9 protein-coding genes are annotated in these 12,907 nt (G+C 56.8%); 3 read left to right on the top strand and 6 right to left on the bottom strand.

Annotated elements, in window-relative coordinates; all coding sequences use genetic code 11:
* Nucleotides 1–18: 18 nt before the first annotated feature.
* A complete protein-coding gene (locus tag ABVF61_RS22980; RefSeq protein WP_353995853.1) occupies nucleotides 19–576 on the bottom strand; it encodes a TetR/AcrR family transcriptional regulator in 558 nt (185 codons plus the stop codon).
* 176 nt (nucleotides 577–752) lie between these two features.
* On the bottom strand, nucleotides 753–2,360 hold the full coding sequence (locus tag ABVF61_RS22975; RefSeq protein ID WP_353995852.1) for an EAL domain-containing protein: 1,608 nt from the start codon (nucleotides 2,358–2,360) through the stop codon (nucleotides 753–755).
* 191 nt (nucleotides 2,361–2,551) lie between these two features.
* Between ABVF61_RS22975 and ABVF61_RS22970 the strand changes: the two genes are divergently transcribed.
* Both ABVF61_RS22970 and ABVF61_RS22965 read left to right on the top strand, forming a co-directional pair.
* Nucleotides 2,552–3,451: a sugar kinase gene (locus ABVF61_RS22970; protein WP_353995851.1), complete on the top strand. Its 900-nt coding sequence runs from the start codon at nucleotides 2,552–2,554 to the stop codon at nucleotides 3,449–3,451.
* Nucleotides 3,452–3,572: 121 nt separating this feature from the next.
* Nucleotides 3,573–4,745, top strand: a complete 1,173-nt coding sequence (locus ABVF61_RS22965) for an aq_1923 C-terminal domain (protein WP_353995850.1) — start codon at nucleotides 3,573–3,575, stop codon at nucleotides 4,743–4,745.
* Nucleotides 4,746–4,860: 115 nt separating this feature from the next.
* On the opposite strand, the gene aspS is transcribed toward ABVF61_RS22965, so the two are convergent.
* Both aspS and ABVF61_RS22955 read right to left on the bottom strand, forming a co-directional pair.
* Complete coding sequence (gene aspS, locus ABVF61_RS22960) at nucleotides 4,861–6,642, bottom strand: aspartate--tRNA ligase (protein ID WP_353995849.1); 1,782 nt, start codon at nucleotides 6,640–6,642, stop codon at nucleotides 4,861–4,863.
* 510 nt (nucleotides 6,643–7,152) lie between these two features.
* Nucleotides 7,153–7,779, bottom strand: coding sequence for a nucleotide-binding protein (locus tag ABVF61_RS22955; protein WP_353995848.1), 627 nt, complete (start codon nucleotides 7,777–7,779; stop codon nucleotides 7,153–7,155).
* Between the two features lie 153 nt (nucleotides 7,780–7,932).
* On the opposite strand from ABVF61_RS22955, the gene rnd reads away from it, so the two are divergent.
* The gene (rnd, locus tag ABVF61_RS22950; RefSeq protein ID WP_353996483.1) at nucleotides 7,933–9,111 is read left to right on the top strand and encodes a ribonuclease D; all 1,179 of its coding nucleotides are present in this window, start codon (nucleotides 7,933–7,935) and stop codon (nucleotides 9,109–9,111) included.
* A gap of 8 nt (nucleotides 9,112–9,119) precedes the next feature.
* Here the strand turns inward: rnd and ABVF61_RS22945 are convergent, their stop codons facing one another.
* Both ABVF61_RS22945 and ABVF61_RS22940 read right to left on the bottom strand, forming a co-directional pair.
* The gene (locus tag ABVF61_RS22945) at nucleotides 9,120–10,640 is read right to left on the bottom strand and encodes a Ppx/GppA phosphatase family protein (protein ID WP_353995847.1); all 1,521 of its coding nucleotides are present in this window, start codon (nucleotides 10,638–10,640) and stop codon (nucleotides 9,120–9,122) included.
* A 1-nt stretch (nucleotide 10,641) separates the two neighbouring features.
* Complete coding sequence (locus tag ABVF61_RS22940; protein ID WP_353995846.1) at nucleotides 10,642–12,852, bottom strand: RNA degradosome polyphosphate kinase; 2,211 nt, start codon at nucleotides 12,850–12,852, stop codon at nucleotides 10,642–10,644.
* Between the last annotated feature and the right edge of the window lie 55 nt (nucleotides 12,853–12,907).

The following is a 12,907-nucleotide window of genomic DNA, read 5'->3' as shown; positions in this document are numbered from 1 at the left end:
AGGTGCTCCATGGTCATCCTAGTCCTGTTCAAGGCGATTGCGGAGCTCACTCAACACCAGCGCCCGTTCGTTTTCATCCAGTATCGAAACGCAATGTGCGACCGAGAAATGCAGGCCTTCCAGGCTTGCCCAAATCGCCATTGCCTTTCCGAACTGATCTGTCTCTTCCGCTATCGCGGCCTTGAATTTCGCCTTCACCCGCAAGAAAGGCTCGCTCAATTCCGGGCGATCGGCAGTCGTTGCCAGAATGGCCTGTGCGACATCGCGCCTTGTTTCCAGCCAGCGCTCCGTCACGTCGATCATCCCGCAGAGCGTGGGCGACTTTGATTTCAGATTGCTCTCGCGCGCGACCAGAACATCAGCTTCGAATTGGCCGACAAGGAACTCGACCATTCCAGTTATAAGCGCGTCTTTTGTCGGAAAATTGTAAAGCACGCCGCCTTTTGAGAACCCGCTCTCCTCGGCCACTGCGTCAATTGTCAGACTTGGCGCACCTGATCGCCGTATCACCTCAAGTGCAGCTGCAAGGATATCCGATTTTGAATCCTGCGAATTTCGTGAAGCCCTAGCCGCCATTTTATACCGTCCAGTCAGTACAGTTACCTCGCATATAAACCGTCCAGCCGGTACAGACAAGACCGAATACGAAAAACAAAAGTGACGCGAGTTGCCAATCGCGTGAAGCGACGAGAGTTGCTGCGTTCAGCTTTCAGGTTTGGTCAGGTGGTGCTTTGAAGATGTCCTGCCGGTGCTCATGCGGCAGCGTCAGACATCGCGGCTTCGTTTGCCGCCTGCTCGGCCGCAGCAGCCTCAGCGGCCAGACGGGCCCGCTCGCGCGCTTCAACTTCCATGCGCTCGGCAAATTCGATGAACTCATTTGCGGGCATGGGCGCGGCAAAGAAATAGCCTTGAGCCGCGGTAACGCCGAGTTCGAGCAAGCGCTCAATTTGCTCTTCCTGTTCAACACCTTCGGCGATGATGCCCATGCCGAGGTTGTCGGCCAGTTCCACCATGGAATCCACGATCGTGGTGGAATTGTCGTCGGAACTGATCGTGTCGATGAACATCTTGTCGATCTTGATAATGTCAACGCCGAGCTTTTGAAGATAGGCCATACCGCCGTGTCCGGTGCCGACATCGTCCAGCGCCACGCGAACACCGAGAGCCTGAAGCTCTGCCATGATCTTGCGCGCCAATTCCATATCTTCAAGCGGGTGCCGCTCCGTGACTTCGACAACAATCTGCTGGAACGAAATCTTCGACTTCTCAAAGATCGACTTGATGTCGGCGACCACCTCGCGATCAAGGAAATGGCCGGCGAAAAGGTTGATCGACAATTTGAAGTCAGGGTTGTCGCCGTAAAGATCGCCAACCTCTTCCGAAGAGATACGCATCATGTGCCGGGTCATGTCGAAGATATGACCGTTGTTTTCCGCATATGCCATAAACTGCCCCGGCGACACGATCATGCCGTTAGGCCGTTTCCAGCGCATCAGCACCTCGCATCCACGCAGTCTGAGGCTCTCAATATCCATAACAGGCTGATAGAACGGGATAAATTCACCGTTCCGGATCGCTGCGATAAACTCGTCATTCGCTTCGCTCTCCGGCCGCCACGACAGCCAGACACCGATCGCAACAAAGAGAACCGCGATCCCCGCGCATGCCGCAGCTGCGACCACTTTGAGATCCTTGACCACATAAAGTGCTGCGGATTCCGGAGCAGTGACGGTTGCGACAAGCGGATAGAGTTCCGACATCACATCAACCGAGATGGTTCCCTCGGGCTTGGATTCCTCTGAGTTGTAGCCTCCGACATTGTACCAAAGAAGATTGTCGCCGAGGCGCAGCTCGGCCCTGCGATAGGATCTGAGATATTCAGGCCCGGGATCCATTGCGATCACGGCGGGCGTGACCTCTGCGAACAAACGCGTACTGTCTTTCAGGTCCCAGCTGATTACTGCCGCTCTTGCGCCCAGATATTCACGATCCAGCATGCCGATGCCAACAAGAGGTCCCTCCTCGCGGGCGGGTGGCAGGATGATTTTTCCGGCAAGTTCGCGGTCGGGAATGATACACATGCGCTGACCGGCAGAATCGGCCAGCCCGAGAGCGTCGATCATTCCGTGTTCAACGATCAGCTTTTCGTAGATGACGCGATCTTCCGCACTGCAGGTTTGAACACCGTCCCGGTCGAGGCGCTGCAAAAGCGAAACCGTCGTGCTGATCGCTTCTTCGGCGCGACGGATAGACACCTGTCCCATCGCTTCCATTTCGGTGATGGCGCGACGCTCGGCAAACTGGTTCAAAATGATATTGATGGCAAACAGAGGTGTCGTCGCCAGGAAAAGGGCGATCATCACTGTCTTTGCAAAGCCAATGTACCGGAACGACAAAACTGGGCCTGTTTACCAATAAACTCTTTCTGACCATGGCCGATCTGGGTAAACAAGGACTGAATAGGTCGCGGTTTCATCCAGATCAAAGCTGCTGACGCAGTGCCTGTGTTTAGGTGCGAACAGGGCGAATGAACGGATAGTGGGAGAACCTCATGCAGGCACTGTTTGTAGGACAAGCCTATATCGACGTTACGTTTTTGACCGACAGTCTGCCGACGGGTGATGAGAAGGCGATTGCCAAGGACTATGCAATCAGCTTTGGCGGAAATGCGGTCACTGCAGCGTTTTGCTGCGCAAAGCTCGGCGGCAAGCCGGAAATCCTTTGCTCGCTCGCCGATGACTGGCTAGCCCGCATGTTCCTGGACATGGCGGCCGCTTACGGCATCTCTGTTCACGGCCGCAAGGTACGCGAATCTTCGCTCTCCTTCATCATGCCCAAATCAGGTAAACGCGCCATTGTCCGCTGCCGTGACAATGATTTCCTGCACCCGTTTCCGCCTTTGACGCTGAGAGGCACAAAGGCGCTCCATCTGGATGGGCATATGCCCGATGCGGCTCATCACTATGCCGCCACCTGCAAGAACCTCGGCATCCTGACATCGCTGGACGGTGGCGCTGTCCGCGAAAACACCGACGAATTGCTGGAGCACATCGACATCGCTGTCGTATCTGAGCGCTTCTGTCAACAATTGGGCAAGACCACAGGCGAAACGCTCAACTATCTGCGATCCAAAAACTGCCCCGTCGGCGCTGTGACGCTCGGAGAACGCGGCATGGTCTGGTACGAAGCGGGCGGCTCGGACAAAACGTTGCCTGCACTCAGCGTTCCGCTTCAGAAAGTCGTTGATTCAAACGGCGCCGGGGACGTTTTTCACGGCGCCTATATCGCCTCGTATCTCCAGTGGCCGGAACGCAGCTGGGCCGACCATTTCGCGTTTGCGCGCGGAGCATCGACGCACGCCATCCAGCATCTTGGCAACGAAGCCAGCCTTCCAACGCTGGAGGACGTCAAAAGGGCAATAGAGGAGTTTCCCGAAAAGTCCGCTGCTTAAGAAGGCAATAACCAAGACCTCAGTATCTCCGCCAGGAGCTTGATCGCCCTGCAGGCTTACGCCTTGCCTCTGCACCAAACTTGGAGCAGAGTGAGCGCGCCTTTTCATGGTGGAGTTTCAAATGATGTTTTCCCCTTCGTCCAAAATTACGATTGGTCTTTGCACGGCCGTCAGCCTGATCGCAATTCAAGCCACGCCGACCCTCGCCTTCGACCCGACCGGCAACGAGATTGCCGATGCATTCCTGACCGTTCTGGATGGTCAGGAAGGAACTGTCGAAAGCTACGGTGCCGTCAACGAATCGGGCAACGCTGTTACGATCGAGAACCTTGTAATCACGGACGAAAATGACCAGAACGCAAAAGTCACTATCGCAACAACCGTCCTGAACGGCGGTGCGATACTCGACGGCGGCAGGCTGAAGCTTGATGCCCTCAGCTTGCAATCGCTGCAGCTTGCCTCGGATGATGGTGGCATGTCCCTGGAATCGCTTGATGCGACCGAACTCGTGCTGCCCTCTGCAGAAGAGGCGGCGAGCGGCGGCGCCGGAAGCCCGGGGTACAAGACCGTGGACATCAAAAACGTCCAGATCCAGGATGAAGACGGGAAAGTCGCCGACATTGCCGCGATATCGTCTTCTATCGACAGTATGGACGGAGACCTGCCGACCTCAGGCACTTTCTCGCTGACAGGCGCGATCATTGACGTCAACCAGTTGGAAGCGGAAGAAACGAAGTCGCTCAGGGAACTTGGGTATGAGACCTTGTCACTGGATGTCTCCGCATCCGGCAAGTGGGACCCGGAAGCTGCGACGATCGACATTCCTGAGTTGAAGATCGACGCAAAGGATGCAGCAAGTCTTTCGATCTCGCTCGCGCTTGGCGGTGTCACACGTGAAGTGATCGAACAGCTTGAGGAGAAATCCAACAAGCCGGAAGAAGCCATGGGCCTTCTGCAGAACGTGACGCTCGTCAACGCCAAGATCCGGCTCGACGATGCATCGCTGACTGGTCGCATTCTTGATCAGGAAGCTCAAAAGGCGGGCGTCGAGGTGCCGGTCTATGTCGCAGGCCTGACAGGCAGCCTCCCGCTGATGCTTGGAATGCTTCAGAACAAGGAACTCGAAGGCCAGGTGGCGCAAGCCGTGACCGAGTATCTGAACACCCCCGGTTCCCTCGAGGTTGTTGCCGCCCCCGGAGCGCCGGTGCCGTTTTCGCAAGTTATGGGAACAGCCATGCTGGCGCCCCAGATGATCCCGCAGATCCTGTCAGTCGGTATCACCGCAAATCAGTGAGCGTTGGTCAAAAAAAAAACGAAAAGCCCGGGATTTTCCCGGGCTTTTTTGTTGCTGATCGGACATGTCGTGAGCTGTATCGCGAGCTCAGACCCGCGGCATCACTCGAGAGGGTTTACTCCTCGGGCAGGTTCAAGCGCAGGTGCAGATCACGCAGCTGAGCAGCGGTTGCTTCGCTCGGGGCGCCCATCATGAGGTCTTCCGCTTTCTGGTTCATCGGGAAGAGCATCACTTCGCGGATATTTGCTTCGTCTGCCAGCAGCATCACCATGCGGTCGATACCAGCGGCACACCCGCCGTGGGGCGGTGCGCCATACTGGAAGGCATTGACCATGCCGCCAAATCGCTTGTCGACCTCTTCTGCCGGATAGCCAGCGATTTCGAAGGCCTTGTACATGATGTCAGGCTTGTGGTTCCGAATTGCGCCGGACACGAGTTCATGACCGTTACATGCCAGATCGTATTGCCAGCCTTTGACATCGAGAGGATCACCGTCGAGGGCTTCCATTCCACCCTGCGGCATGGAGAATGGGTTGTGTTCGAAATCGATCTCGCCGGTTTCGTCGTCGCGTTCGTAGATCGGAAAATCGACGATCCAGGCAAACTCAAAGCGATCCATGTCCGTATGGCCGAGTTCTTCGCCAATGATCACACGCGCTTTTGCAGCAACCGGCTCGAAATGTTTCGGTTTGCCGCCCAGGAAGAAGGCGGCATCGCCCACTTCCAGACCAAGCTGGACACGGATGGCTTCGGTCCGCTCCGGACCGATGTTCTTGGCAAGCGGACCCGCCGCCTCCATCGATCCGTCTTCGGCCTTGCGCCAGAAAATGTACCCCATTCCCGGAAGGCCTTCGCCCTGCGCGAACTTGTTCATCCGGTCGCAGAACTTGCGGCTGCCGCCTTTTGGTGCCGGTATCGCGCGGATTTCCGTTCCCGGCTGCTCCAGCAGCTTGGCGAAGATGGCAAACCCGGATCCTGCGAAATGCTCGGACACGATCTGCATCTTGATCGGGTTCCGGAGGTCCGGCTTGTCGGTGCCGTACCAAAGCGCGGAATCCTTGTAGGCGATCTGCGGCCAATTGCGGTTGACCGGTCTTCCCTTGCCGAACCTTTCAAAGCAGCCTGCCATGACTGGTTCGATCGTGTCGAAGACGTCCTGCTGGGTAACAAACGACATTTCCAGGTCGAGCTGATAGAAATCAGTCGGCGAGCGGTCTGCGCGCGGATCTTCGTCGCGGAAACACGGCGCTATCTGGAAATACTTGTCGAAGCCGGAAACCATCAGCAGCTGTTTGAACTGCTGCGGCGCCTGCGGCAACGCGTAGAACTTGCCAGGATGCAGACGCGACGGCACGAGGAAATCGCGTGCACCTTCAGGAGAGGACGCCGTGAGGATCGGCGTCTGAAACTCGTTGAAACCGATGGACCACATGCGGTCGCGCAAGTCCCGGATAACTTCAGAGCGCAGCATCATGTTGGCATGCAGCTTCTCGCGCCGCAGATCGAGGAAGCGGTACTTCAGCCGGACTTCTTCCGGGTATTCCAGATCGCCGAAAACCGGAAGCGGCAGTTCCTTGGCGGAGCCAAGTACTTCCATTTCGCGAATGAAAATCTCGATCTCGCCCGTTGGGAGTTCCGGATTGATGGTCTCGTCGGTACGTTTCTTCACATTACCGTCGATACGAATGCACCATTCAGAGCGCACCGTTTCCGCAAGACCGAATGCAGCGGAATCGGGATCCACAACGCACTGGGTCACGCCGTAATGGTCACGAAGATCGATGAAGAGCACCCCGCCGTGATCGCGGACCCTGTGGACCCAACCGGAAAGACGGATTGTCTGGCCTTCGTCGGACAGACGGAGATCACCGCATGTGTGGCTACGGTAGGGGTGCATGCTAATTCCTCGGCAGTCTTCTTGGCATGAAAAATCATAACGGCCCGCCGAAGGCAGGCCGTGTCGGGCTGCACAAGCCATGTTGCGGGGCGAAAGTCAAGGGAGAGGCGTAAGCGGTGCTTGTTGAACCGTGCAAGATGTGCATCCACCGATCAAAATTTCACGCGCATATCAATGAAAAGCTGCCCGCACCGTACCCGAGACTCTGACCGAAGCCATACTCTGGGCCCTGATAAGCATGGAAGAAGAAAGGGAACTAATCATAACAACATCGGTTCCCCGGCAGCTCGCGGAAAAGATCCGCGTCCGGATTGCGGACGAGATACCGATACCGCCAATTTCGAAGTCGGAACTCTCGGCCGTTCGATCCCTCATTTTTTGGGCTGTCAACGATTCCCGGTTCTTTGATACAGAGATGCCATCGCTCACAGGACTGACTGCACAAGAATTTGAGGCTCTGGCGGCGAAACTCCCGATCGAGTGAACCAGCCTCTTAGCCGGGCGGGCACCTTAGCTATCCACGGCCTGCAGCACAGGATGCCATTGGCCCCGCACCTCGTGGGCCTTTGCGTCCGCGTTGTCGAAAACGCCTGTCCCGTTCGCGGCGTGGCGCGCGTAAAGAACCCGGTCGGAGATCCTTGCAAGCAATGGATATCCTTTTTTCGAAAGCGTCTGTTCCAGATCCGCGACCTGCGTTGAACGCCGGTTGATCCGGTTGGCGACAACAAAAATCTCGGCCTTGCCCTTTCTGACCTTCTTGATGTCAGAGATGTTGTCCAGAAACTTCAAGGTAGCATTCCAATCGAATGCCGACGCCAACACCGGAACGACAATGTCGGAAGCTTCGGCAACCAGGTTTTTTGCAAGTTCCGAGCGCAACCCGCCCGGACCATCAATCACGATCGCATCGAGGGTTTTGTCCTTGTCGCCGATGGCCCCTTCCTTGCTCCAGTTGAGAGCCTCGATCTTCGCAAGCGACTTGGGGCGGCGCTTGACCCAGGACAGACTCGATTTCTGCCGGTCCGCATCGGCCAGGGCCACATCCTCTCCGCGCATCGCGAGCGCAACGGCAAGATTCGTGGCGACCGTTGTCTTGCCGCATCCGCCTTTGGAATTCACCACAAGAATCTTGCGCATTTCCGGTCCTCTCCTCCCTCAAAGCTTCTACCGCACCGCACCCATCAACATAGGCGCACTTATTGCGCTTCCACAAGACGCTTCCCGCCTAAAAGTTCCATTTCGTGGCGACAAAGCGGCAGAACTCGGTTATAGCTGAACGTTACCATGCATGTGATTACAAAAACAAAAGATCTCGCCGCGGCCTGTCAGCGGCTCGCTGCCAACGACTACGTTACTGTGGATACGGAATTTCTCCGTGAGACCACTTTCTGGCCGAAACTTTGCGTCATCCAGATGGCCGGGCCGGATATGGCATTTATCGTCGACGCGCTGTCGGAAGGTCTGGACCTGGCCCCGTTCTTCGATCTCATGAGTGATCAGAACGTCACGAAGGTCTTTCATGCCGCCCGCCAGGATATCGAAATCATCTACCATCTTGGCGAACTGATTCCAGCGCCTTTGTTCGACACGCAGGTTGCCGCAATGGTCTGCGGCTTTGGCGATTCCATTTCTTATGACCAGCTCGTTTACAAGGTAACGGGTGCCCGTATAGATAAATCCTCCCGCTTCACCGATTGGGCGCGTCGTCCGCTGACAAACAAGCAACTGGACTATGCGCTCGCAGACGTGACCCATTTACGCGATGCCTATCAGTTCCTGAAAGCAAATCTGGCTGAGCAGAATCGCAGCCACTGGGTTCGCGACGAAATGGAAGTGCTGACATCGGTCGGAACTTACCGGGCCGATCCGGAACAGGCCTGGAGGCGCCTCAAGCTTCGCGTCAGAAAGCCGATCGAATTGGCGGTCATGATGGAAGTGGCGGCCTGGCGTGAGCGCGAGGCGCAGGTTCGGAATGTCCCGCGTAACCGCGTGATCAAAGACGACGCCATTTACGAACTTGCCGCGCAACAACCTCAAGATCCTGACGGGATCAGCAGGCTCAGAACAATCCCAAGGGGTTTTGAACGGTCAAAATCCGCCGACGAAATTTTGAACGCCATACACCGCGCACTGAAACTTCCCAAAGAGAAATTGCCAAAACTGCCCAAGGGCCGTCAGGCGCCTGATGGCTCTGCTGCGGCAGTTGATCTTTTGAAAGTGCTTTTGAAGATGGTCAGCGAAGCCAATGGCGTGGCGGCCAAGGTGATTGCGACCGTGGACGATCTGGAAAAAATAGCCGCCGATGATGCGGCGGATGTCGCAGCCTTGAAAGGATGGCGCCGCGAGCTTTTCGGCGAACTTGCCTTAAAACTCAAACACGGCCAGGTGGCCCTTGCTTTCCAAGACAGGCAAATCATCGCCCTGCCACAGACCGCTCCCGCCGAAATCAAAAAACAGGCAGCCGAATAGGGGCCTCCCTATCGCACACGCAGCAGCACCTCGGCATCGATAACCTTTTCTAGCTGAGCTGCCCTTTTGCGCAAACGTTCACCATCGAGCTTCGCCTGGTCCCCGCCGAGGTCGAGAGCCAGGCCACTGGCGGTTTTTTCGATCCGAACCTTCGGCAAAAGTCCTGCCATTGAAGCACTCAGCAAAGAGGCGACACGCAAGGTTGCACCCAGAACCTTTGCGCGAATTCGAAGCCGATCGGTGAACAGCCGCCGGATAACCTGCGACAGAGCCCCTTCCCGCAAGCCCTGATGCCTGTAGAAGACGGCGGCGGCGAGATAGGCGCGGCTGGCATGGTCCAGCCCCACAAAAGACGCGTTGGAAATGATATTCAGGCTCTGCTCACCGCGGTAGTCGGGATGCGCCCGCCAGCCGATATCGGACAAAAGGCAAGCGGCATGGCGCAAGCGCCTCTCGTTTGCCGTTTCTTCGATCTCAAGAGCCCTGAAGAATTCATCGGTCCATGCGATCAGTTCTTCAGCGTGGGCCGGTGACCGGGCCCGCAAGACACATAGCTCGCGCGCTGCTTCGATAACCGGATCCTGCTCCTGCATGCTGCGTGAGAGTTTTTCATGCAGCAGTCCTTCCCGCACACCGGTTGCGGAAAAGACAAGTCGCTCCGCCTTCATGGCAGTCAGGACCTGTTCGAGCACGACGGCTCCAATTGGCACGAGCGGACGCCGTTGCTTGGAAACCACTTCGGCAAGTTCGACGCCCTCGAGATTAGGGACGGCGATTTTGCGGCAAAACGCGACCGCCTCTTCTGCGCTCATCTCGTAGTTATGCATCACGTGGAGCGGATAGTCGTTCTGCATGAGATGCAAACGCCCGAGCGAGCGCCATGTGCCACCCACGGCGTAAAAGGTCCGTTCTCCCGGCGCAAGGTTCGGCCAATCATATCCCTTCAGGGCAGCTTCAGTTACCTTACGTGCTTTCTGGATCGATCCACCGGCCTCCTCGGACAAGCGCAGCCCCCCAAGTGGCATGGTTGCCCCCTGCCCCGGCTTCTTCTCATCAATCTCCACCAGCTCGAGACTGCCACCGCCCATGTCACCGACAATTCCGCGTGGCTGCCAAAAGCCGGCGATCACGCCCAGTGCCGAATAAAAGGCTTCTTCGCTGCCATCGAGTATCCGCACCGGCGCTTCCAGATATTTTTCGACCTGGCGTACGAATTCGCTTCCGTTTTCCGCATCACGCGCCGCCGCCGTTGCGACGATGTAGAGGTCCTTGCAGCCGGTATGTTCGATCAACGTCCGAAAACGCGTCAATTCTCCAAAAGCCAGTTCGACAGACTCATCGGCAAGCCGCCCCGTCGTGGCGATGCCCCTGCCGAGCCCTGCAAGCAGTTTTTCGTTAAACAGCATGGTCGGTGTGCGCGCCTTGCGCTCGTATATCACCAGGCGCACCGAATTGGAGCCGATGTCGACAACGGCGACCGGTCCAGTCCCGTTGAGACGGCCACGGGCAGGTTTGAACTGACCGGCCATGTTATCCTCTTTTTTGCCGTTTCAGGAACGGTTTGGGTCGGTCGCTCTTCAAGGATTTGCCCCTGCCTGAAAGTGAAGGATTGGTCATGAAATAGCGGTGCGCGTTGAAAGGTTCCTCGTTCGCGCCCGGCTCTATACGTTCATGGCTGCCGTCGCACAAGATGCGCCAGCTTTGTTCGTTGTCCTTCAGGTTTGCAACCATGATCTGATCGAGGACCTGTTCGTGAACCGTCGCGGTGAGAAGCGGCGTCAGGACCTCCACCCTCCGGTCGATGTTTCGGGGCATCAGGTCGGCAGAACCGATGTAGACATGCGCCTCCGGCGACGGCAGGCCATGTCCGTTTCCGAAGCAAAAGATCCGCGAATGCTCCAGGAAGCGGCCAACGATCGATTTCACCCGGATGTTCTCTGACAAACCGGCAATGCCGGGTCGCAGACAACATATGCCCCGGATCACCAGATCAATCTGGACGCCCGCCTGGCTGGCCTTGTAGAGCGCATCGATTATCTCCGGATCAACCAGAGAATTCATCTTCATCCAGATTTGGGCAGGCCGCCCCGCTTTCGCATGATCGATTTCAGCCTCTGTCAGCTCCAGCATCCGGCTTCGCAGGTTCACCGGCGACACAAGCAGGTGATTGAGTTCGTCAGGTTCGGCGTACCCGGTTATGAAATTGAAGACCCTTGCCGCATCTTCTGCGATCCCCGGATCATCCGTGAAGAACGAGAGATCCTCGTAAATGCGCGCCGTGATCGGATGATAGTTTCCGGTGCCTATGTGGCAGTAGGTCTTAAGCTGACCATGTTCCCGCTTGATCACCATGGACAGTTTCGAGTGCGTTTTCAGCTCGATAAAGCCGAAAACCACCTGAACGCCTGCGCGCTCCAAATCGCGCGCCCACTTGATATTGGCTTCTTCGTCAAACCTGGCCTTCAACTCCACCAGCGCCGTAACGGACTTTCCGGCCTCGGCGGCTTCGGCAAGGGCCTTGACGATCGGCGAGTTGTTGGAGGTTCGGTAAAGAGTCTGCTTGATCGCAACGACATTCGGATCGCGTGCGGCCTGGCGCAGATACTGAACGACAACATCGAAAGCTTCGTAAGGATGATGGACAACGATATCCTTTTGATGGATCGCTGCCAGGCAATCACCCCCGTGCTCGCGGATGCGTTCCGGAAAGCGGGCCGTGTAGGGCTCGAATTTGAGATCAGGCCGTTCCAGATCGACTATTTGTGACAGATTGTTCAGCGCCAGCAGGCCATTTGCCAGAAAGATCTCGCTCTTGCCGACATCAAGCGCATCGGCGACAAATTCCTGCAGTGCCGGCGGCGTCGTTTCCTGGATTTCAAGCCGGATAACCGACCCCCGGCGCCGGCGCTTTAGCGCGCTTTCGAACAGCCGGACGAGATCTTCCGCCTCTTCCTCGATCTCCAGGTCGCTGTCCCGGATAACGCGGAACGCGCCCTTGCCGCGGATTTCATATCCGGGGAACAGGCGGCCGATAAACATGCTTACGACACGTTCAATGGCGATAAAACGCGCAGCGCCGTTTTCGTTGTCGGGCAGACGGACAAAGCGTTCGACCTGGTTCGGGATCCTGAGCAACGCAATCATGCCGCGCCCGCCGGATGTCGGAACGAGCTCGAAAACAATTGAGAACCCAAGATTGGGGATGAACGGGAACGGGTGCGCCGGATCAATTGCGAGCGGTGTTAATACCGGAAACACATATCCGAGGAAATAATCCTGCAGCCAGATCCTGTCGGCCTCGTTCAAAGCGTCCCGATGAACGATCTCAATACCCTTTTCGGCAATCTCAAGGTGCAGGTCGCCCCAGATTTTTTGTTGCGAGGCTTGCAGGTTCCGCACCGCTTCGCTGATCTTTTCGAGCTGCTCCGTAGGAGTCAGACCATCATCAGATAGATTGGTCACCTCCGCGCGCTGCTGTCCACGCAGACCGGCGACGCGGACCATGAAGAACTCATCGAGATTGTTCGCTGAAATCGACAGAAAACGAACACGCTCCAGGAGCGGATGGTTCGGATTCATCGCTTCTTCAAGGACACGCAGATTGAACTGCAACCACGATACTTCGCGGTTCATAAATCGCTCAGGCGTGCGCGCGAGGTCGATCTCAACCGGTGTTTCTTCCTCTCCGCGCAGGTCCGACGAGGCAGCGACGATATCCGAAAAATCAGTCGTTTCGTTCATCAACCCCATCCTCGCACTGTAACACAGGCGGCCCGTCTACCGGCTCGGCCCGGCG

The organism is Roseibium sp. HPY-6 (assembly GCF_040530035.1).
In the GTDB taxonomy this organism is placed as follows: domain Bacteria; phylum Pseudomonadota; class Alphaproteobacteria; order Rhizobiales; family Stappiaceae; genus Roseibium.
Note: the sequence above shows the minus strand (reverse complement) of the source record. Positions and strands in the feature narration are given on the sequence as shown.